Here is a 21,951-nt window from a genome sequence, read left to right on the forward strand (position 1 = left end):
GCGTCCAGCGCGGCAAGACTGGGCGAGGGGCTCGTTACTTGACTTGCCGGAAGGCCATCACGGCCTGGTTGCGCAGCGTGCGCAGCAAGGAGAGCTCCTTGTCGCCCAGTTGCACGGCACCAGCCTGGGCATGGTCGGCGTAGATGAGGCCCAGGGGCGCGCCCTTGAGCATCAGCGGCAGCAGCAGGAAGCTCTGTGCCTGCATCTCGCCTTTGAACCAGCTCGGCAGCCGCGCGGCGATGTTGGCGGCGCGGGCGTCCTGGATCAAGGTGTCGGCGCCCTTCAAGCAGACAGCGGCGAGCAGGTCGGGCGGCTGGTGGGTCAGGTCCACGCGCAGCAGCGGCGCGAGGCGCTCGACGTCCATGCCCACGCCCAGGCGGCCGGTCAGCGTCTGGCCGCGCGCATCGCGCAGGCAGAAGATGACACGGCGCAGGCCCAGGGCGCGGTAGATGGTCTCCAGGATCATGCGCAGCACGGCGTTGAGCTGGAAGCTGTTGACCATCGCGTCGGTGATCTCCTGGATGCCCGCGGCCAACAGTTCGCTGGCCTGCTGCGCATTGAGCGGCGCGCCGAGGACCTCGGTGCGCTCCAGCACCAGCGTCGACGTGAGCTCGTGGGCGGTCAGCGAGTCGTGCACCGACGGCGTCAGCGGCGCCAGCAGGCGCTGGGCCTTGGAGTTCTGCGGCAGGCGCATGTCCAGCGCCTCGGTCATCTGCGTGAGGCGTTGGCGCGCCGTGTCGGCAGCCTTCTCGAAGGATTCGGCGTTGATGCCCAGCGCACGCGCATGGCGCTGCGCCAGGGCCTTGACCTTGGCATGCGCCTGCTCCGGTGGCGTGTGCAGGATGAGGTCAGCCATGTCGTTGGACGCGCGAGCCAGCCAGCGCTGGCGCTCGGCGGCATCGTCGATCAGCTTGGTCGGCGCCTCACCGCCAGGCCGGCGCATGGCGCGCTGCAGGCTGTCGGGCAGGCCCCACTGGCGCGCCACGCCCAGGCCCAGGGCCTCGTAACTCATGCCCAGCACCTGCGCCGAGGCGGCGGCCTCCGTGATCGCCACGCCGTCGCCTGCGGGGCTGACGAGGCGGCGCACGGTCTCGGCTTCTTCAGGGAAATAGAACTCGGTCAGCGTGCGGCCGAGGTGGTGCAGCATGGCGCCGAGAAAGGCCTCCTCGGCCTCGCGTTCGCTCAGGCACAGCTCACGCGCGACCGACGCGGCCATCAGCGAGCGCAGGAAGTCCTCGCGCAGGCGCTGGGCGTGGCCCTTGTTCTCCATGCGCTCCAGCAGCACGAGGCTGAGCGCCAGATTGCGGATGCCGGCAAAGCCGATCAGCGCGACGGCGCGCGAGATGGTGCTGATGCCACCGCCGCCCGTGTGCCGGTAGGCGGCCGTGTTGACGATGCGCAGCAGCTTCTGCGTCAGCGCCACGTCCTTCAGGATCTCGTTGGACAGGCTGGCCAGGCTCTCGTTCTCGGACTGCGTCAGTCGCTGGATGCGCGTGATGGCGTCCGACAGCGCCGGGAAGTCGCTCTTGTGGCGCATGCGGCGCAGCAGGAAGTCCAGCACCGGCGCGTCCTGCGCTTCGGCATCGGGCTCGGCCACGGGGCGCAGCCAGGCACTCAGCGCGGCGTGCAGTTGCCCGGCGCTGGGCCAGCGGGCTGTGGGGCTGCGCGCCAAGCCGCGCTGCACGATGGCGCGCAGCGCGTCGTCCACGTCGCTGGCGAGGCCCGAGGGCAGCACGAGGTCGACGGTCTGCACGCGCTGGACGGCACGCCAGGGGTCGCTGTCATGGTTGAGGCGCTGGCCGCTGAGCATTTCGGCCAGCATGACGGCGGCGGCGAACACGTCCATCTGCGGGTGCGGCGGCGCGCCCGCAGCGGCCTCGGGCGAGATGTAGCCGGGTGTGCCGACGATGCGTGTCGGCGCGTTCGTGGCCGGTGACACCCGGGCGGCAATGCCGAAGTCCATGACCCGCGCGCGGCCCCTCGCGTCAATGAGGATGTTGCTGGGCTTGAGGTCGCGGTGCACCAGGCCGGCGGCGTGCGCAGCGGTCAGGCCATCCAGCACGCCCAGCAGCAGCGTGACGGCCTCGGCCGCCGTCAGCTTCGGGCCAGCGCGCAGGCGCTGGCTCAGCGTGCCGCCGGTGACGTATTCGAAGACGAGGTAGGAGTGGCCGCCCTGGGTGTCGGCCTCGAAGACCGGCACGATGCTGGGGTGCGTCAGTCGGCTGACGGCGCGGGCCTCGTGCAGCCATTCGTCCACGCTGCCGGGCTCGCTGGCCTCCACGCCCTGGGGGTTGAGCAGCTTGACGGCGACCTCGCGGTCCAGCAGCGGGTCATGGGCCAGCCAGACGGTAGCCTGCGCACCTTCGCCCAGGCGGCTCAGCAGCCGGAAGCGGCCGAGCTGGGGAGGCAGGTCGTCGGCCATGGCGGAGTTACTTCAGGAGCTGCGGCCGGCCAGGCGGTTGCGCAGGGAGCCCGGCTCGGTGGCCGGCGCAGCGGCGGGTGGCGGAGAAGGCTGGCCCGGCTTGTGCGCGCCGGGGTTGAGCGCCTCCATCACCTCGCGCAGGCCCAGGCCCAGCGGCTTGGCATAGCGGCGCGTCGCGGCTTCGACGGCCGGGCGGCGTTTGGCTTCGGGCAGGGCCAGCGCGTCGATCAGTTCATTGGCCAGGCCGCAGGTCAGGCGCAGCGTGTCGGCGTCGCTGCGCGGCGGGTGCACGGGCGCGTCCAGCGGCTGGCGGCGGATCATCTGCAGCAGCTCGTCGCCCAGGCCCCAGTGGCGGGCCACGGCGGTGCCCAGCGCGTCCAGGTCGCAGCCCAGCACGGCGTAGGCGGCAGCCTGCTCGCTGAGGGACGGCGGATTGGGCTGCTCCTCGGTCGGCTCGGGCGGCACCATCAGCTGGCGGATCTGCTGGGCATCGTCCGGGAAGTGATATTGCAGCAGCAGCCGGCCCAGGTTCTGCATGACGGTGATGAGGTAGACCACCTCGGCGTCATAGCCGGCCGGGCGCAGCGCCTGAGCCACCTGGGCGGCCTTGGTGACGCGGGCCATCACCTGGCGCAGCATCTCGGCCGCCACCGGCGCCAGCGGCCCCGGCCAGGGCTTGAGCGCATTGGCCGCCAGCTGCAGACCCTCCAGGCCCAGCATCTGGATGGCACGCTGCATGTTCAGCACGGTCTCGCCCTGGTGGCCGCTCTGCTTCAACGCGTTGTTGACGCGGCGCACCAGCTCCAGGCTGAGCGCCATGTCCTTGAGCACCAGGTCGGCCAGCGCGCTGGCGTGCTGGCTCTCCATGCCTGAGCCGCCGGTGAAGCGATGCATGCCCGTGGTCGTCGTCGGCAGGTGGCCCTGGCGCTGCAGCTTGTCCAGCAGCAGCACAACGGGGCCGCCGTCGTCGTAGGCGGCGGCCTGGCGCCAGCCGTCCAGCGCGCGCCAGAAGCTGCGCGCCAGGTGGTAGCGCTGACGCAACTGCCGGTCGGTGGCGCGGTTGCAGATGGCGCGCAGCGGGTCGGGGATGGGGTGAGGCGTCTCCCAGCCCAGGCGCACCATCTCGCGACCGATGGGTTGCATCTGCTGCACGACGTGCTGCAGGTCGTTCTCTTCCAGCACCGGCTTGCCGCTCAGGATGCGGTTGAGGATGAGGCCGACGCAGAGCACGTCTTCCTCGGCCGACTCGCGCACCGCACGGCGGGTGACGGCGTTGAAGTCCACCGTGGCGGGGAAGACCTCCTGCGCGACTTCCAGGCCGACGAGGCGCACCTTGTCGTTGGCGTCGATGACGAGGCTGGCGGTCTGCAGGTCGCGGTGGGCGTGGCCGGCTTCGTGGGCAAAGGCCAGGCCCTCCAGCAATTGGGCCACCCAGCCGGCGGCGTCCAGCGGCAGGGGTGCGTTCTGGCGCGCCAGGCGTTCGTCCAGCGTCTCACCCAGGGCGCGGTCGTAGGCGACATAGGGCCAGTTCTCGACCTGGCCGATCTCGAACACCGGCGCCAGATTGGGATGGTGCACGCGCCCGCCGGCCTGGGCCATGCGCAGCCAGTGCTCCAGCGCGGAGGCACTGTTGGGCTTGTCGCGCGGCATGCACAGCATCAGCTCCTGGCCGTGGCGGGCGTCGAAGACGCGCCAGATCAGGCTGCGCGCGCTCTTGGAGAGCAGGGCGCGCAGCTCGAAGCGACCGAAGCTTCTCAGCGGCGTGGCGGCAGGACTGGTTTCAGGCACAGCAGATATGAGCGAGGTGATAACAATTGTTGCCGCTGCATTGGACTCCACGCCAGCTGGCTGGAACCTGAAAGAAGCGGCGAAATGCGACGGATTTCCACCGGCTCATCCTGCAATCGATGGCTTGTGTGCATCAGCGCACGAAGTGAACCTAAGCCGGTCAGCTGACTCCAGACCTTGTAGCTGCGACATAACTTGCCTGCGGCAAGTGAGTCTGCGCCGCGAAGTCTGGTCTCAGCTGGACAGCTGAGACCAGACTTTGTCCAGCCGCTTCACGCTCACCGGCTGCGGCGTCCTCAGCTCCTGCGCGAACAGGCTGACACGCAATTCCTCCAGCTGCCAGCGGAAGTCGTCCAGCCGCGCATCGCGCACGCCCTTGAGCTCGGCGACGCGGCGCGTGTAGCGCTGCTCCAGCGGCTTGACCTCGCTCATCAGCTTGGTGTCGCGGGCCGGGTCGGCGCGCAGCTTGTCCAGGCGCGTGGTGATGGCCTTGAGGTAGCGCGGCAGGTGCTGCAGCTGGGCCCAGGGCGTGTCTAGCGCGAAGCGCTTGGGCACCAGGCGCTGCAGCTGCGCGGTGATGTCGTCGCCGACCTCTTTGGCCGGGCGCGAATCCTTCAGCTTGCGGGTGGCGTTGGCCAGCTCCTGCAGCACGGCGTGCACCGCGCGGGCCACCTCCTGCGCAATCAGGTTCAGGCGGCTGCGGCCCTCCTCGATGCGCTTCTTGAAGCTCATCGGGTCGGTGGGCAGCGGGTCGGCCAGGAAGGCACGGTCCAGTGCCACGGCGATGACCTGGTCGCGCAAGTCCTCGGCCGTGCCCAGGCCCATGTAGAGCACGGACATGCGCTGAAGGTCGGGAACATTCTTTTCAAGGAACTTCAACGGCTCCTTGAGCTGCAGCGCGATCAGGCGGCGCAGGCCGGCGCGGTGCTTGGCGGCGGCGACCTCGGGTTCGTCGAAGACCTCGATCTCGACATGCGCGCCCTTGTCGATCAGCGCCGGGAAGCCGATCAGCGTCTGGCCGCCCTTGCGGACTTCCAGCAGTTCGGGCAGCTCGCCGAAGGTCCAGTCGGTGTAGGCCTGGCTGGCGTCACGCGCCGGTGCGGCGGGCTTGACGATTTCGGCGCGGATGCCACGTTCGGGCTGGGGCTTGGGCGCCGGCTCCGATGCCGGCAACTTCAAAGCCGCCAGCGCCTGGAATGCCGACCGCGCCTGCCCGCCCAGCTCCGCCTTCAAAGCGGCGAGCTGGCGGCCCTGCCCGAGCTGGCGGCCATGCTCGTCGACGACGCGGAAGTTCATGAACAGGTGAGGCTGCAACAGCTCCAGCTTGAAGTCGTTGCGCTGCACGGCGATCTGGCTGCGGTCCTTCACGGCCCTGAGCAGCGTGTCCACCAACCCACCCTGGCAGAAAGGCTGAAGCTCGATGAACTCAGCGACGAAGTCCGGCAGCGGCGTGAGGCGGGCGCGCGGCTTCTGGTGCAGGCTCTTCAGCAGCGCCGTCACCTTCTGCGCCAGCATGCCGGGCACCAGCCACTCGGCGCGCTCCTCGCTGACCTGGTTGAGCGCAAAGATGGGCACGTCGACCGTCACGCCGTCGCGCGCGTCGCCGGGCTGGTGCAGGTAGGTCGCCACGCAGTCCACGCCGCCCAGGCGGATGACCTTGGGGAAGGCCTCGCTGGTGACGCCTGCGGCCTCGTGGCGCATCAGCTCGTCCTGGCTGAGCTGAAGCAGCTTGTTGTCGGCCTTGCTGGCCTCGCGCCACCACTTCAGCAACGTGGCGCCGGAGAACACGCCCGCCGGCAGCTTGTCGTCGTAATAAGCGTAGATCAGCTCGTCGTCCACCAGCACGTCCTGGCGGCGCGACTTGTGCTCCAGCGCCTCGACCTTGGCGATCTGGCGGCGGTTGTGGGCGAGGAAGGGCAGCTGCCGCACGAGATCGTCCGGCAGGTCGTCGTTGACCAGGCCCTCGCGGATGAAGATCTCGCGCGCCGCCTTGGGGTCGACGCGACCGAAGTTCACCTTTTTGTTGCTGTAGATGACGATGCCGTAGAGCGTCGCCCGCTCAAGTGCCACGACCTCGGCGGCCTTCTTCTCCCAATGCGGCTCCAGCAGCTGCGTCTTGATCAGGTGGCCGGCGATGGACGGCAGCCACTGCGGCTCGATGTTGGCGATGCCGCGGCCGTACAGGCGCGAGGTGTCCACCAGCTCGGCCGCGATGATCCAGCGGCCCGGCTTCTTGCTCAGGTGGGCGCCGGGATGGCGGTAGAACTTGATGCCGCGCGCGCCGAGGTACCACTCCTCGTCGTCGCTCTTCTGGCCGATGTTGCCGAGCAGGCCGGCCAGCATGGACAGGTGCAGCTGCTCATAGGTTGCGGGGCTCTGGTTCAGGCGCCAGCCGTGCTCGGCAACGACGGTGTGCAGCTGCGAGTAGACGTCGCGCCATTCGCGCACGCGACGCGGGCTGATGAAGTTTTCGCGCAGCAGCTGCTCGTGGCGGCGGTTCGACAGCTTGTGTTCCGCGCCGCCGCCCTTCGATTCTTCCAGCCATTTCCAGAGCTTCAGGTAGCCGCTGAATTCGCTCTTCTCGTCGTCGAACTTCTTGTGCTTCTCGTCGGCGGCCTGGGCGGCTTCCATGGGCCGGTCGCGGACGTCCTGGCCAGTGAGGGCCGAGGCGATGACCAGCACCTCGGACAGCGCCTCACGGTTCTTGGCCTCCAGGATCATGCGGCCCACGCGCGGGTCCAGCGGCAAGCGCGACAATTCCTTGCCGAGTGGTGTCAGCTCGTTGTCGTCGTCGGTCGCGCCAAGTTCGGCCAGCAACTGGTAGCCGTCGGCAATCGCCTTGGGCCGTGGCGCCTCCAGGAAGGGGAAGCGCTCGACCTCGCCCAGATGGAGCGCCTTCATGCGCAGGATGACGCCCGCCAAGCTGGACCGCAGGATTTCCGGGTCGGTGAACTTCGGCCGCTCGTTGAATTCCTTCTCGCTGTAGAGCCGAATGCAGATGCCATTGGCGACCCGCCCGCAGCGGCCTGCGCGCTGGTTCGACGCCGCCTGGCTGACTGGCTCGATCAGCAACTGCTCGACCTTGTTGCGGTAGCTGTAGCGCTTCACGCGGGCCAGGCCGGGGTCGATGACATAGCGGATGCCCGGTACCGTCAGCGAGGTCTCGGCCACGTTGGTCGCCAGCACGATGCGCCGGCAGCCGTGCGAATCGAACACGCGGTCCTGCTCGGCCTGCGACAGCCGCGCGAACAGCGGCAGGATCTCGACGCCCGGCGGGTGGTGCTTGCGCAGCGCCTCGGCCGCCTCGCGGATCTCGCGCTCGCCGGGCAGGAAGACGAGCACGTCGCCCGCACCCTCGCGCCACAGCTCGTCCACCGCATCGGTGATGGCGTTGTTGACGTCGTACTCGCGGCTTTCCTCGAATGGCCGGTAGCGCTGCTCGACCGGGTAGAGGCGGCCCGACACGGTCAGCACCGGCGCAGGCCCCTTGCTCGACGCGAAGTGCCTGGCGAAGCGGTCCGCGTCGATGGTGGCCGACGTGACGACGATCTTCAGGTCCGGCCGGCGCGGCAGCAGCTCGCGCAAGTAGCCAAGCAGGAAGTCGATGTTGAGGCTGCGCTCGTGGGCCTCGTCGATGATGATGGTGTCGTAGGCCTTGAGCAGCGGGTCGCTCTGCGTCTCGGCCAGCAGGATGCCGTCCGTCATCAGCTTGACCGACGCGTTCTTCGACAGCCGATCCTGGAAGCGCACCTTGAAGCCGACGACCTCGCCGAGCGGCGTCTTCAACTCCTCGGCGATGCGCTTGGCCACGCTGCTGGCCGCGATGCGCCGCGGCTGGGTGTGGCCGATCAGCCCGCCACCGTTGATGCGCCCACGCCCCATCGCCAGCGCGATCTTGGGCAGCTGGGTGGTCTTGCCGGAACCGGTCTCGCCACAGACGATGACGACCTGATGCTCGGCCATCGCCTGCGCGATCTCGTCGCGCCTCGCCGAGACCGGCAGGCTTTCAGGGAAGGAAATGGAAAGAGCCGGTTGAATTTTCTGGCCCCCACGCCCGTCTTCCGACGGGCTGCCCCCCGAGGGGGCTGCGCCGCCTTGGGAGCGGCCCTGCGCCGGCGCGTCCCGGCTCTCTCTGCGTTCTGAACTCATTGAACGCGCATTGTCCCGCAGCCATGGACAATCCGCCGCCATGACCGGTCTCGTCTTTCCCCACACCTTCGTGCCCTGGTTCCGCGCCGTGGCGCCCTACATCCATGCCTACCGCGGCGAGACCTTCGTTGTCGGCATGCCGGGCGAGCTGGTCGAGGCTGGCAAGCTGAACGCCTTCGTGCAGGACTTGTCCATCCTGCACGCCATGGGCATCAAGATCGTGCTGGTCCACGGCTTCCGGCCGCAGGTCAACGAGCAACTGCTCGCCAAGGGCCAGACACCGCGCTACAGCCATGGTCGCCGCATCACCGACGCCGTCGCGCTGGACTGCGCCCAGGAAGCCGCCGGCCAACTGCGTTTTGAGATCGAGGCCGCCTTCAGCCAGGGCCTGCCCAACACCCCGATGGCCAATGCCACCGTGCGCGTCGTCTCCGGTAATTTCCTGACCGCCCGCCCGGTCGGCATCGTCGACGGCGTGGACTTCCAGCACTCCGGCCTGGTGCGCAAGGTCGACGGTGCCGCCATCCAGCGCGCCATCGACATCGGCGCCATCGTGCTGCTGTCGCCCTTCGGCTTCTCGCCCACCGGCGAGGCCTTCAATCTGTCGATGGAAGACGTCGCCACCTCGGCCGCCATCGCGCTGCAAGCCGACAAGCTGCTGTTCGTCTGCGAGGTAGACGGCGTGCCCGAGGATCCGGACGACCCCGAAAGCCCCATCGACACCGAACTGGCCTTGGCCGATGCCGACCGCATGCTGGCCAAGGCCGGCCCCGCGCCCGAGCCCACCGACGTGGCCTTCTACCTGCGCCACTGCGCCGAGGCCTGCCGCGCCGGCGTGGAGCGCTCGCACATCATCCCGTTCGCGGTGGACGGCGCGCTGCTGCAAGAGGTCTATACCCATGACGGCATCGGCACCATGGTCGTCGACGAGAAACTGGAAAGCCTGCGTGAGGCCAGCTCCGACGATGTGGCCGGCATCATCCAGCTCATCGAACCCTTCGAGCGCGACGGCACGCTGGTCAAGCGTAGCCGCACCGAAATCGAACGCGACGCCGAGCTCTATACCGTCATCGAGCATGACGGCGTCATCTTTGGCTGCGCCGCGCTCTACCCTTATGTGGAAGCGCGCACCGCTGAAATGGCCGCGCTGACCGTATCCGCCGAAGTACAGGGCCAGGGTGATGGCGACCGCTTGCTGAAAAGAATCGAGCAGCGCGCCAAAGCCTCCGGCCTGGACAGCATCTTCGTGCTGACCACCCGCACCATGCACTGGTTCATCAAACGCGGTTTCCAACAGGTCGACCCGGAATGGCTGCCTGAGGAACGCAAGCGCAAATACAACTGGGATCGGCGCTCGCTGGTGCTGGTCAAACGATTCAACTAAGCCCTCGCCGAGGGCTGCCAATAAGGCCGCGCGCTAAAGTGCCGGCCGTCTTCTTTTCTCGCGTCCGTAGGAGTCCCGCCATGCCCCGCACCGTTCAATGTGCCTATCTGAAGAAGGAAGCCGAAGGCCTGGACTTCCCGCCCTATCCCGCCCACACCGAACTCGGCAAAAAGGTCTGGGAAACCGTCAGCAAGGAAGCCTGGGCGGCCTGGATGAAGCACCAGACCATGCTCGTCAATGAAAACCGCCTCAACCTCGCCGACCTGCGTGCCCGCCAATACCTGATGCGCCAGGCTGAACAGTTTTTCTTCGGCACCGGTGCCGAAGCGGTGGCGGGCTATGTCCCGCCGACGCCCTGAACGACGTCCCGCGTAAAAACTGCGGGCGGCCGCCCGCCATGAATATCGAAGGGCCGGGGCGGAAGTCGCCGGCCCTTTCAGTATCTACAGCGGCACCAAGGACATCCCCTTGGATCGGGCCGGCCCCGGCCGGGCAAATAGGCAATTAGTGCGACGCAAATGGAAACTCGTCGCTGCCCGCCAACGAAAACTCTTGCGCTTAACCCCATTCCCGCGATTTAATCTGAGCACGGAGATACTCATGGGCATCAAGCCCCAAGGCTCCGAGGCCGCAGCGGTCAACGTCGCGAGTCTCAACGCTCAAATCGCAAGAGGAATAGCAGCATGTCCAGTCTCAAAGATCTCCTGGCCCAACGCGCCGCGCTGGATGAACAGATCAGCCAAACCAAGGATCGCGAGCGCAGCGAAGCGATCTCCAAGGTAAAAACCCTGATGAGCGAATATGGCCTGTCGGTGGCCGACCTCAGCGTCCGCACCCCCAAGCCGGTCAAGGTCTCCAAGGTCGCTGCAAAGTATCGCAATCAAGCTACCGGGGAAACCTGGAGCGGCCGCGGCCTGCAGCCCAAATGGCTGAAAGCGGCAGTTGCCGGCGGCGCCAAGCTGACCGATTTCTCGGTTTAGTCCTTCCATCGGGATTCGGCGCCCGTTCATCGGGCGCCCCCGCGAATCAAGGGCCATCTACGGGATGGCCCTTTTCATTTGCGCGACGCTGCGCCCTAAACTCGTGCGCATGTCTTTCGTCACGCCGTCTGCAGCCTCAGGCCCCGGGTTTTGCCCAGGCCTGGCAGGCCACGCATGCGACGAGATTCGCGCCATGCCCGCCGCCCATGCCTCCTACCCGTCTTGCCCACGTCGTTTCGCGGCGCGCAAGCCGGTGCGACGTTGAGTCATGGACCGGAACTCCAGCATTGGCGATGCACTCGACTCCCACAGCTCCAGCGGGTCGGTGGCCGAGCCGCCACCGGCAACCACGCCACCCCTCGGCCCCCGCCGCATCCATGACCGCCGTGGCTGGCGCCGGCTGCGCCGCGTCGGCCTGGCCGCGCTGACCGGCCTCGCGGGCGGCCTGGTGGTCGCCTGGGTGCTGGCAGCCCCCTTGCTGCTGCCGTTGCTGCGCCTGCCCCAACCGGCATCGGCCATCCCCGCGGCCGACCTTTTCATTCCCATGATGCTGACGGCGCTCGGCCTCACGGTGCTGTGGCGGCTCGGCGCCTGGGTGCTGCCGCTGGTCATAGCCGGCTTGCTGCTGGGTTGCGGCCTGCCCTTGCTGCTGGAGCCCGCCACCGACCCGCTGGCGCTGCTCACCAGCAGGCCGCTGCTCAGCGTGCTGGCCCTGCTGCCGCTGGCCGCGCTGCTGAACCGCACGCGGCTGCGCCGCCTGGGCCTGACTGGCCGGCTGGTCACCCGACACGAGATGCTCCGCTTCGGCCTGCTCGCCGGCCTGGCGGCACCGATGCTGGCCGGCCTGGCCTGCTGGGCCCTCCTGCTCGCCACCGGCATGACACGCGGCGGCGCCCTCCTCGCCACGCTGGCCCTGGCCGGCCCGTGGGCGCTTGCGCTGCTGAGCGCCGGCACCGCCCTGCAGGCCGGCATCCAGCGGCCGCGGCGCATCGGGCGCTGGACAGGCCCGCTGATCGGCATCGCCGCCGTCGCCGCCCAGGTCGCCGTGGGTTGGCTGCCGCAGGCCGGCGCCCTGCTGCTGACGCCGCATCTGCTGCTGTGCCTGCATGCGCTGCAGGTCTCGCCGCGCCACAACGCCCGCCTCGGCGTGTTGCTGCTAGCGCTATGGGCCCTGGGCGCGCCGGCCACGCCTCTTGCCTACGCCGCGGGGGCGCTGCTGGCCCTGCTGCCGCTGGCCGTCATCACGCTCAGCCAGCATCAGGTCCGCGACCGCGACGGCTGGCGCAGCGCCCTGGACGCCCAGGGTCTGGCACTGGCTGAATGGCGCTTCCCCGAGGGCCGCCGGCATGCCTCGGCCCGCTGGCTGGCGCTGACCAGCCCGGTCGACCCGAACGCCACCGCCGGGAGCGCCCCGCTGGACTGGGTGCGCGCCGCCCACCCCCGCGACCGCGAGCCGGTACGCCGTGCGCTGCGCGAACTGCTCGCCGCGCCGGGCGAGCAACGACTCGGCCTGTCGCTGCGCCTGGCCGCCGACGGCGGCGACTGGCGCTGGCACGAACTGCAGGCCCATGTGCCGCACCGTGACCGCAAGGGCCGCGCGCGCAACCTCATCCTGATGCTGGCCGACATGAGCTGGCGCCACGCTGCCGAGGAGCGCGAGCGCATGTCCGCGACCCTCTTCCAGCACGCCACCGAGGGCCTGGCCGTCGTCGACCTGCAATGGCGCATCGTCGAGGTCAACCCGGCGTATTGCGACATCCTGCATGCGCCGCGCGAGGCCCTGGTGGGCCGCCTGGCCACGCCGCTGAACACGGCCAACCTGCAGCGCAGCGGCCAGGAGCCGGCCGAACTGCAGCGGCAGTTGAACGCCGGCCAGAGCTGGAGCGGCCAACTGCAGGCCGAGCTGGATGACGGCGGTCGCCACATCTTCGCTGCCCGCTTGAGCCCCGTGCCCGAGCCTGTCGGCGCCAACCCGCGCTGGCGGCTGCTCAGCTTGACCGACCTCGGCGAGAGCCTGCGCCAGCAGGAGCTGCTGCGCCGAAGCCTGCGCTACGACGTCGCCACCGGCCTGCCCAACCGCGACGAGTTCATGCGCCTGATGCACCAGGCCATGTCGGCGGCCAACCGCGACAACTTCAAGCTGGTCATCGCCGTCATCGACCTGGACGACTTCGCCCGCGTCAACGCCGTGCACGGCCAGTTGGTGGCAGACGCGGTGCTGCTGCAGCTCAGCGGCCGGCTGCAGGCCACGCTGCGTGGCGCCCGCGGCGCCTGGCCCGACACCGCCGACCAGCTCGCGCGCCTGCATGGCGACGAATTCGCCGTGCTGCTGCGCGTGCAGACGCCCGAGGAGGCCCAGCGCGCCGTCGACCGCCTGCTGGGCCTGCTGTCCACGCCGGTCGCCATCCGCGAGAGCCGCATCGGCGACGGCCTGGCGCTGGAGATCGGCGCCAGCATGGGCGCGACGCTCTACCCGCTGGACGACGCCGACCCAGAGACCCTGCTGCGTCACGCCGGCCACGCCCTCTACCGCGCCAAGCACGCCGGCCGCAGCGTCGTGCAGTTCCACGACCCGACGCTGGACCAGCGCGACGAAGCCGGCCTCATCGCCCTGGCCCGCCTGCAGCGCGCGCTGGACGGCGGCGAGTTGCTGCTGCACTACCAGCCCCAGATCGACCTGCGCAACGGCCAGGTCATGGGCGTCGAGGCCCTGCTGCGTTGGCAGCACCCCGAGCGCGGTCTGCTCACGCCGGCCCATTTCCTGCCGCTGCTCGAGACTTCGGGGCTGGCCGTGCAGGTCGGCGACTGGGTCATCGAGCAGGCGCTGGCGCAGGCGGCGGCCTGGCGGCGCGACGGCATCAACGGCGGCCGCGGCCTGCCCGTCAGCGTCAACGTCGGCGCGCGCCAACTGAGCCATCCGGACTTCCCCCAGCGCCTCCAGGAGCTGCTGCAGCGCCAGCCGCCCGACGTCGCCGCGCTGCTGCACCTGGATGTCCTCGAGTCCGACGCGCTGGCCGAAACGCCGGCCACCCAGGCCCTCATCCAGCGTTGCATGGCCCTGGGCGTGGGCGTCGCGCTGGACGACTTCGGCGCCGGCTACTCGCACCTGGCCTCGCTGAAGCGCCTGACCGTGGACACCCTCAAGCTGGACCGCAGCTATGTGCAGGGCATGCTGGGCGACGCCCAGGACCTGTCGCTGGTGGAGAGCGTCATCGGCCTGGCCCGCAACATCGGCTGCGCCGTGCTGGCCAAGGGTATCGAGAGCCGCGCGCATTCCCGCGAGCTGCTGCGCCTGGGTTGCCGCCTGGGCCAGGGCAACGGCATTGCCGCGGCCATGCCCCCCGGCAGCCTGCCGGCCTGGATGGACAGCTTCGCCACCAGCAACTGGGCGGCGGGTCAAGTCAAGCTGCCGTCTCAGGCGCATCTTTAAACTGCCGGGGTGATCCCACCTGGCTTTATCCATGACCTGCTGGCCCGCGTCGACGTCGTCGAGGTGGTGGGCCGCCATGTCGAGCTGAAGAAAGCCGGCATCAACCACAAGGGGCTGTGCCCCTTCCACGGCGAAAAGTCGCCCAGCTTCATCGTCAGCCCCAGCCGCCAGACTTACCACTGCTTCGGCTGCGGCGTGCACGGCAACGCCATCGGTTTCCTGATGGAACACACCGCCGCCACCTTCGTCGAGGCCGTGGAAGACTTGGCGCAGCAGGTCGGCATGCAGGTGCCGCAGGACGAGCGATCGCCCGAGCAGCGCGAGCGCGCCAAGGCCGAGAAGGAAAAACAGCACAGCCTGACCGATGTGCTGGCCCGCGCGGCCGACTTCTACAAGGAGAAATTGCGCAAGTCGCCCCGCGCCGTCGAATACCTGAAGGGCCGCGGCCTGACCGGCCAGATCGCCGCCCGCTTTGGCCTCGGCTACTCGCCCGAAGGCTGGCGGTCGCTGGCCAGCGGTTTCCCGGCCTACGACGACCCGCAGCTGGTCGAATCCGGCTTGGTCATCAGCCCGGACGTCGAGCCGGGCGAGGACGCAAAGCGCTACGACCGCTTCCGCGACCGCATCATGTTCCCGATCCGCAACGTGCAGGGCGAGGTCATAGGCTTCGGCGGCCGCGTGCTGGACAAGGGCGAGCCCAAGTATCTGAACTCGCCAGAGACGCCGGTTTTCAGCAAGGGCCGCGAGCTGTACGGCCTGTTCGAAGGCCGCCAGGCGATGCGCCAGCGCGGCTACGCGTTGGTTGTCGAGGGCTATATGGACGTGGTCGCGCTCGCCCAGCACGAATTCGGCAACGCCGTGGCCACGCTGGGCACGGCCTGCACCGCCGAGCACGTCCACAAGCTGTTCCGCTTCACAGAATCGGTCGTTTTCAGCTTCGACGGCGACGCCGCCGGCCGCCGCGCCGCCGTGCGCGCGCTGGAAGCCGCCCTGCCCCACGCGACCGAGACGCGCACCGTCAAGTTCCTCTTCCTGCCGACCGAGCACGACCCGGATTCGTATGTGCGCGAACTCGGCGCCGAGGCCTTCGAGCGCTGCGTCGAGACCGCCGTGCCGCTGTCGCGCCAGCTCTCCACGGTCGCCGCCGACGGCTGCGACCTGAGCACGCCCGAGGGCCGCGCCCGCATGCTCAAACAGGCCCACCCGCTGTGGAACCTGCTGCCCGACGGCCTGCTGCGCCGCCAATTGCTGGGCGAACTGGCCCGCCAGGGTCAGCTGCCCGAAGCCGAGTTGCAATCGCTGTGGCTGGGCGAACCAGCTGCCGCGCCAGCCGCTGCCCCGGCGCCCGCCGAGCGCCCGCGCTGGCAGCCCAAGGCGGAGTGGAAAGCCGGCAAGGGTGACTGGAAAGGCAAGCGGCGCGAGGAAGAGCCTCGCCCCGCCGGCCCGCGCGCAACGCCGACGACCCCCACCGACAACGCCGTGCGTCTGCTGCTCCAGCACAGCGAACTGTGGGAAACACTCACCGACGAAGACCGCGCGCAGCTGCACGATCTGCCCGGCGTGCACGGCGACCTCATCCACTGGTTGGAGCGCCATCTGACCCATCACGGCAGCAGCCCCTGGGCGGCGATACAGGCCGGTTTGGCGGCCGACGGCTTCGGCGACGCACTCAAGCGCCTGGTGAGCCCGCTCCAGGCCCTGGGCATAGACGAACTGGACGCGACCGGAGACCTGGCACGAGCCATCACCGGCCTGCGTTCCCAGGCGTCGACGCCGCTGCCGGCCGGCAGCGGCGCGACCGATGACGAACGTCGGCGCGCGCTGGAAGCCCTGGCGCGGACGCGCGAGCGCCACGGCATTGCGCCGGTCAAACCACCGGAGTTTTGAACTCTGGATGAATTTCGCGGATAATCTCGTGTTTTCCGCGCGCGTCAACAAGAGTGACGGCAGAGAGATGCCGGACCCGGCCACCCAGCGACACTGGGCAACTCATCAAAGAGTTTTGATGGCCAAAATATCCGCCAGCTCTGCACTCCAAACGATCACGCCAGCTTGTTCGCGGCACGCCAGGGTCCCTCGGCCGAATTCCGGTTGATACCTCGGTGACGAAAGCCACCGCCCCCGCCCCGCCGGTTTTGATGACCAGCCCGGGCAGGCCGCGGTGGCTGCTGCATTTCCGAAACTGAATCTAGAACGCCCGCGCCACCCCGCCGAAGGACCTGCATGACCGCCAAGAAGACCGCCGCGACCAAGGCCAGCCCCGCTCCCGCCGAAGAGCTGAAGAAGAAGCCCGCTGCCAAAACGGCCGCTGCCGAGGCACCCGCCAAGGCGACCAAGGCCGCCGCCAAGCCGGCCGCCAAGGCCGCAGCAGCGACCGACGACGACAAGCCCAAGCGCGGTCGCAAGCCCAAGGCGGAGACCGAGTCGAAGAAGGCCGGCGGCAAAAAGGAACTCGAGGAAGACGTGGACCTGTCCGACGTCGACGCCGAGCTCGAGGGCGAGGTGGAAGCCGAGGTCGAGGAAGTCACCGCCGTGGCGGAAGACACGCCCAAGGCCAAGCCGCTGCGCATGAAGGTCAGCCGCGCCAAGGAGCGCGCGCTGATGCGTGAGTTCGGCCTCGAAGAGACCGCGCTGACCGAAGAGGAAGCCCTCAAGCGCCGCAGCGAGCTGAAGACCCTCATCAAGATGGGCAAGACGCGTGGTTTCCTGACGCACCAGGAAATCAACGACCACTTGCCTGAGAAGCTGGTCAGCGAGGAAATCCTCGAAGCCATCGTGTCCATGCTCAACGACATGGGCATCGCCGTCTACGAGCAGGCGCCCGACGCCGCCACGCTGCTGATCCAGGGCAACACGACGGCCACGTCGACCGAAGAAGAAGCCGAAGAAGCCGCCGAAGCCGCGCTGTCGACGGTGGACTCCGAGTTCGGCCGCACGACCGACCCGGTGCGCATGTACATGCGCGAAATGGGCACGGTCGAGCTGCTGACGCGTGAAGGCGAAATCGAGATCGCCAAGCGCATCGAAGGCGGCCTGCAGGCCATGATGCTGGCGATCTCGGCGTCGCCGACGACCATCGCCCACATCCTCGAGTTCTCGACCAAGATCCGCGCCGGCGAGATGCAGATCTCTGAAGTGGTGGACGGCTTCGTCGCCGCGGACGAGGCGGACGACTATGTGGCCGAAGAAGACTTCGACGAGTTCGACGAGGAAGACGACGATGACGGCAATGGCGGCTCCAAGGCGCTGACCAAGAAGCTCGAAGAGCTGAAGAACGCCGCACTGGTAAAGCTGGACACGATGTCCGCCGCCTTCGACAAGATGCGCAAGGCCTTCGAGAAGGACGGCTACAAGTCGGCCCCGTACAACAAGGCCCAGCAGGCCATCAGCGCCGAGCTGATGACCATCCGCTTCACGGTCAAGACCATCGAGAAGCTGTGCGACATCCTGCGCAGTCAGGTCGACGACGTGCGCCGCTACGAGCGCGAACTGCGCAAGATCGTGGTGGACAAGTGCGGCATGCCGCAAGAGCACTTCATCAAGACCTTCCCGCCCAACGCGCTGAACCTGAAGTGGGCCGAGAAGGAAGTCGCCAGCGGCAAGCCCTACGCGGTGATCCTGGCGCGCAACCTGCCGCCCGTGCAGGAACTGCAGCAGAAGCTGACGGACATCCAGGCCAAGGCCGTGGTGCCGCTGGACGACCTGAAGGACATCAACAAGAAGATGAACGAGGGCGAGAAGGCCTCTCGTGATGCGAAGAAGGAAATGATCGAGGCGAACCTGCGCCTCGTGATCTCCATCGCCAAGAAGTACACCAACCGCGGCCTGCAGTTCCTGGACCTGATCCAGGAAGGCAATATCGGCCTGATGAAGGCGGTGGACAAGTTCGAATACCGCCGCGGCTACAAGTTCTCGACGTATGCAACGTGGTGGATCCGCCAGGCCATCACAAGGAGCATTGCCGACCAGGCCCGCACCATCCGCATCCCGGTTCACATGATCGAGACGATCAACAAGATGAACCGCATCTCGCGTCAGCATTTGCAGGAGTTCGGCTTCGAGCCGGACGCGCCGACGCTGGCTGAGAAGATGGAGATCCCGGAAGACAAGATCCGCAAGATCATGAAGATCGCCAAGGAGCCGATCTCCATGGAGACGCCGATCGGCGACGACGACGACAGCCACCTGGGCGACTTCATCGAGGACACTAACAACACCGCGCCCATCGAGGCGGCCATGCAGGCCGGCCTGCGCGACGTGGTGAAGGACATCCTCGACAGCCTGACGCCGCGCGAAGCCAAGGTGCTGCGCATGCGCTTCGGCATCGAGATGCAGAGCGACCACACGCTGGAGGAAGTCGGCAAGCAGTTCGACGTGACGCGTGAGCGCATCCGCCAGATCGAGGCCAAGGCGATTCGCAAGCTGAAGCACCCGAGCCGGTCGGACAAGTTGCGCACGTATCTGGACAATCTGTAAAGGTTGGCTGGAGACGTGGTTCGCGCCAGCGAACTGCCGCGCAGCGGCAACGCAACTTGCGCCCTGACTCGCACCGCGAGACAGGGCACAAGCTGCGCGCGACGCCACAGGCCGGCTTCCCCCGGCCTTTTTTGCGCCTATAAACTTCTGACATGACAGCGATCCGCGAGCGCACTGTCCTCTTCGCCGACCTGCGCGGCAGTACCGGGCTGTACGAATCCCTAGGCAACGCCGAAGCGAGCGGCATGGTCACGCAGACCGTCGGCCAGATCAGCGAGGCCGTGCTGGAAAGCGGCGGCCAGCTCATCAAGACGCTCGGCGACGGCTTGATGGCCGCCTTCGAGACGCCGCGCGATGGCGTGCGCGCAGCCCAGCGCATGCAGGAGATGCTGGATCGCACCGTGCAGCGTGCGCGCCGCCTGAACAACCCGGCGATGCTGGCCCTGCGCCTGCAGGTGGCGTTGGCGCGCGGCGAGGTGGTGGAACTGAACGGCGACTGCTTCGGTGACGCCGTCAATGTCGCGGCCCGCCTCATCGACCACGCTGGCGACGGCGAGATCCTCATCACCACCGAGGTGCTGGCCGGCCTGCACCACGCCTCCAAGGCGCGCTTTCGCAGCCTGGACCGCATCTCCGTGCGCGGTCGCATCGAGCCCGTGCATGTCTACCGCATGGACGCTGCAGTGCTGCTCGGCGCCGATGACACGGCGACCCAGTTCGGTGAGCCGATGCGCTCGGTCGACCCCGACGGCATGCGCCTCGTCTGGCAAGACCTGGACCGTGTCTTCGACATCGGCGCCATGCCCATTGTGCTGGGCCGCAGCGTGCAGGCCACCTACTGCATCACCGACGCCCGCGTGTCGCGCTCGCATGCCCGCATCGACTGGCAAGGCAGCAGCTTCGAGCTGACCGACCTCTCCTACAACGGCACCTACGTGCGCTTCGGCGAGTCGGGCGAGTTGCTGAGCCTCAAGCGCGGCAGCTGCACGCTGCACGGCAGCGGCGTCATCGGCCTGGGCGGCCTGCCGGGCGACGAGCAGTCGCCCACCGTGCGCTTCGAGGTGCTGCACTTTGCCGATACCGAACCGCAAGGTTTCGGCGGCCCCCGCTCACGCCGCTGATGCCGTTCCTGCCTGAACCGCCGCATCGACACGGCGCTGCTCCCACGAGCCCTGACACGGCGGTGCTGCTGTGCAACCTCGGCACACCCGAGGCGCCGACCGCGCCCGCACTGCGCCGCTATCTCGCGCAGTTCCTCGCCGACCCGCGCGTCGTCGAGATCCCGCGCCTGATCTGGCTGGCCATCCTGCACGGCATCATCCTGCGCCTGCGGCCGGCCAAGTCGGCGGCCAAGTACGCCACGGTCTGGACGCCCGAGGGCTCGCCGCTCAAGGTCTGGACCGACAAGCAGGCCAAGCTGCTGCAGGGGGCGCTGGGCGAACGCGGACTGTGCGTGCGCGTGGCCTATGCGATGCGCTACGGCCAGCCGGACATAGCCGCGACGCTGGACGCACTGAAGCGCGAGGGCGTGCGCCGCGTGCTGGTGCTGCCGGCCTACCCGCAGTACTCGGGGGCGACGACGGCCAGCGTCATCGACGACGTGGCGCGCTGGGCGCTGCAGACCCGCCATCTGCCCGAGCTGCGCTTCGTCAACCACTACCACGACGACCCCGCCTACATCGGCGCGCTGGCCCAGACCGTGCGCGAGCACTGGCAGCGCGACGGCCGCGCCGAGAAGCTGGTCATGAGCTTTCACGGCATGCCCGAGCGCACGCTGCACCTGGGCGACCCCTATCACTGCGAATGCCTGAAGACCGGCCGCCTGCTCGCCGAAGCACTGGGGTTGCAGGACGGCGAGTGGCTCGTGACCTTCCAGAGCCGCTTCGGCAAGGCCAAATGGCTGGAGCCCTACACCGAGCCCAGCCTCGTCAAACTGGCCAAGGGCGGCCTCAAGTCCGTGGACGTCATCTGCCCCGGCTTTGCGGTCGACTGCCTGGAGACGCTGGAAGAGATCAACCAGGAGGCGCGTGCCGCCTTCCTCGCGGCCGGTGGCCAGCGCTTTGGCTACATCCCCTGCCTGAACGACCACCCGGCCGGCATGCGGGCGCTGGCCAGGCTGGCCGAGCGCCATCTGCAAGGCTGGCCGACAGAGGCGCCTCATCCCGACACGCTGGCGCTGCAACGCCAGCGCGCGCTGGCCGCAGGAGCGAACGAGTGAGCGAAGCCCCGACCAGCATGCGCCTGGACAAATGGCTCTGGGCCGCGCGCTTCTACAAGACCCGCGCGCTGGCCGTCGACGAGATCAACCTGGGCCGGGTGCGCGTCGGCGGCGTGCCGGTCAAGCCGGCGCGGGACGTGAAGGTCGGTGACCTGCTCAGCATCCGCATCGGCACGCTCTCGCGCGAGGTCGAGGTGAAAGGCCTGTCCAGCCAGCGCGGACCGGCACCGGCCGCCCAGGCGCTCTACGCCGAGACCCCCGCCAGCATCACTGCCCGGGAGGCGGCCGCCGAGGCGCGCCGGCTGGCGCCTGAGCCGGCCGACAGCATCGAGCAAGGCCGCCCGACCAAGCAGGACCGCCGCCGGCTGGCGGACTGGGACCGGTGGTCGGCGTCGGTGGATGACCTCGACGACGCGGCCGATCCGGGTTGACCCGGATAATTCCTTCCTAATTCCCCCTCTTGAAACCAGGGCATCGCGCCTCATGTCGATGCGGTTACCCCTTTTTCTGCCATGACGACCGAACATCCCCTGCCCGAAGACGCCGCCGGCGCTGCCGACCCCACGGCCGCCGAGCTGAACCCTGAAATCAAGATCGCCGACCTGGAAGGCCGCCTCGCAGAGATGAGCGACGCCTACCTGCGCGCCAAGGCCGAGGCCGAGAACGTGCGACGCCGTGCCGAGGAGGACATCTCCAAGGCCCGCAAATTCGCGGTCGAGAGCTTTGCCGAAGCCATGCTGCCGGTGATGGACAGCCTGGAAGGCGCCATCGCCACGCCCAGCGCGAGTGTCGACACCGTGCTGGAAGGCGTGCACGCCACGCGCCGCCAGCTGTCCAGCGCGCTGGAGCGCAACCGGGTGGTCGAGATCAACCCGGGTCAGGGCGCCAAGTTCGACCCGCACCAGCACCAGGCCATCTCCGTGGTGCCGGCACCGACCCAGGACCCCAACACGGTGGTCGCCGTGCTGCAAAAGGGCTTCCTGATCGCCGACCGCGTGCTGCGCCCGGCACTCGTGACAGTTTCGGCACCGAAATGACCTGCGTTACGCCGTGCTCTTGAAGCGCGGCGACTGATCCGCAAATCGAATACATCCAACAAATCTT

The 21,951-nt window shown here is 68.5% G+C and carries 13 protein-coding genes; 10 read left to right on the forward strand and 3 right to left on the reverse strand.

Translation table 11 applies throughout. The annotated features are described in order from the left end of the window. Positions 1–34 precede the first annotated feature (34 nt). From ACXRVZ_RS00260 to hrpA, 3 genes are all read right to left on the reverse strand, one after another. Positions 35–2,422, reverse strand: a complete 2,388-nt coding sequence (locus ACXRVZ_RS00260; RefSeq protein WP_457421606.1) for a protein kinase domain-containing protein — start codon at positions 2,420–2,422, stop codon at positions 35–37. A 12-nt stretch (positions 2,423–2,434) separates the two neighbouring features. Beyond that, positions 2,435–4,210, reverse strand: coding sequence for a serine/threonine protein kinase (locus tag ACXRVZ_RS00265; protein ID WP_457421604.1), 1,776 nt, complete (start codon positions 4,208–4,210; stop codon positions 2,435–2,437). A gap of 234 nt (positions 4,211–4,444) precedes the next feature. Continuing rightward, positions 4,445–8,401, reverse strand: coding sequence for an ATP-dependent RNA helicase HrpA (hrpA, locus tag ACXRVZ_RS00270; RefSeq protein WP_457421602.1), 3,957 nt, complete (start codon positions 8,399–8,401; stop codon positions 4,445–4,447). On the opposite strand from hrpA, the gene argA reads away from it, so the two are divergent. The 10 genes from argA to grpE all read left to right on the forward strand — a co-directional run bounded on the left by argA (position 8,400) and on the right by grpE (position 21,884). Continuing rightward, positions 8,400–9,743 carry an amino-acid N-acetyltransferase gene (gene argA / locus ACXRVZ_RS00275; RefSeq protein WP_457421600.1) on the forward strand — a complete coding sequence of 448 codons (1,344 nt, stop codon included), beginning with the start codon at positions 8,400–8,402 and terminating at the stop codon, positions 9,741–9,743. The genes hrpA and argA overlap by 2 nt on opposite strands. Positions 9,744–9,823: 80 nt before the next feature. Next, positions 9,824–10,102 carry an oxidative damage protection protein gene (locus tag ACXRVZ_RS00280; RefSeq protein ID WP_457421598.1) on the forward strand — a complete coding sequence of 93 codons (279 nt, stop codon included), beginning with the start codon at positions 9,824–9,826 and terminating at the stop codon, positions 10,100–10,102. A 324-nt stretch (positions 10,103–10,426) separates the two neighbouring features. Continuing rightward, positions 10,427–10,723, forward strand: a complete 297-nt coding sequence (locus tag ACXRVZ_RS00285; protein WP_457421596.1) for an H-NS histone family protein — start codon at positions 10,427–10,429, stop codon at positions 10,721–10,723. Positions 10,724–10,991: 268 nt separating this feature from the next. Beyond that, positions 10,992–14,153: a putative bifunctional diguanylate cyclase/phosphodiesterase gene (locus ACXRVZ_RS00290; protein WP_457421594.1), complete on the forward strand. Its 3,162-nt coding sequence runs from the start codon at positions 10,992–10,994 to the stop codon at positions 14,151–14,153. 9 nt (positions 14,154–14,162) lie between these two features. Further along, a complete protein-coding gene (dnaG, locus tag ACXRVZ_RS00295) occupies positions 14,163–16,040 on the forward strand; it encodes a DNA primase (RefSeq protein ID WP_457421592.1) in 1,878 nt (625 codons plus the stop codon). 336 nt (positions 16,041–16,376) lie between these two features. Then, positions 16,377–18,629 carry an RNA polymerase sigma factor RpoD gene (gene rpoD / locus ACXRVZ_RS00300; protein WP_457421590.1) on the forward strand — a complete coding sequence of 751 codons (2,253 nt, stop codon included), beginning with the start codon at positions 16,377–16,379 and terminating at the stop codon, positions 18,627–18,629. A gap of 152 nt (positions 18,630–18,781) precedes the next feature. After that, the gene (locus ACXRVZ_RS00305; protein ID WP_457421588.1) at positions 18,782–19,750 is read left to right on the forward strand and encodes an adenylate/guanylate cyclase domain-containing protein; all 969 of its coding nucleotides are present in this window, start codon (positions 18,782–18,784) and stop codon (positions 19,748–19,750) included. After that, entirely contained in the window at positions 19,750–20,847 is a 1,098-nt protein-coding gene (gene hemH, locus ACXRVZ_RS00310; RefSeq protein WP_457421586.1) for a ferrochelatase, read from the forward strand. Before ACXRVZ_RS00305 ends, hemH begins: the two co-directional genes overlap by 1 nt. 17 nt (positions 20,848–20,864) lie before the next feature. Then, the gene (locus ACXRVZ_RS00315; RefSeq protein WP_457421703.1) at positions 20,865–21,278 is read left to right on the forward strand and encodes an RNA-binding S4 domain-containing protein; all 414 of its coding nucleotides are present in this window, start codon (positions 20,865–20,867) and stop codon (positions 21,276–21,278) included. An 81-nt stretch (positions 21,279–21,359) separates the two neighbouring features. Next, complete coding sequence (gene grpE / locus ACXRVZ_RS00320) at positions 21,360–21,884, forward strand: nucleotide exchange factor GrpE (RefSeq protein WP_457421584.1); 525 nt, start codon at positions 21,360–21,362, stop codon at positions 21,882–21,884. Positions 21,885–21,951 lie beyond the last annotated feature (67 nt).

The organism is Roseateles sp. P5_E8 (assembly GCF_054177665.1).

Bases quoted from the DNA above. Each gene is read 5' to 3' on its own strand.
- argA (WP_457421600.1), top strand. From the start codon at position 8,400: ATGACCGGTCTCGTCTTTCCCCACACCTTCGTGCCCTGGTTCCGCGCC.
- ACXRVZ_RS00285 (WP_457421596.1), top strand. From the start codon at position 10,427: ATGTCCAGTCTCAAAGATCTCCTGGCCCAACGCGCCGCGCTGGATGAA.
- ACXRVZ_RS00305 (WP_457421588.1), top strand. From the start codon at position 18,782: ATGACAGCGATCCGCGAGCGCACTGTCCTCTTCGCCGACCTGCGCGGC.
- ACXRVZ_RS00315 (WP_457421703.1), top strand. From the start codon at position 20,865: ATGCGCCTGGACAAATGGCTCTGGGCCGCGCGCTTCTACAAGACCCGC.
- rpoD (WP_457421590.1), top strand. From the start codon at position 16,377: ATGACCGCCAAGAAGACCGCCGCGACCAAGGCCAGCCCCGCTCCCGCC.
- ACXRVZ_RS00290 (WP_457421594.1), top strand. From the start codon at position 10,992: ATGGACCGGAACTCCAGCATTGGCGATGCACTCGACTCCCACAGCTCC.
- ACXRVZ_RS00280 (WP_457421598.1), top strand. From the start codon at position 9,824: ATGCCCCGCACCGTTCAATGTGCCTATCTGAAGAAGGAAGCCGAAGGC.
- ACXRVZ_RS00260 (WP_457421606.1), bottom strand. From the start codon at position 2,422: ATGGCCGACGACCTGCCTCCCCAGCTCGGCCGCTTCCGGCTGCTGAGC.
- hrpA (WP_457421602.1), bottom strand. From the start codon at position 8,401: ATGGCGGCGGATTGTCCATGGCTGCGGGACAATGCGCGTTCAATGAGT.
- hemH (WP_457421586.1), top strand. From the start codon at position 19,750: ATGCCGTTCCTGCCTGAACCGCCGCATCGACACGGCGCTGCTCCCACG.
- grpE (WP_457421584.1), top strand. From the start codon at position 21,360: ATGACGACCGAACATCCCCTGCCCGAAGACGCCGCCGGCGCTGCCGAC.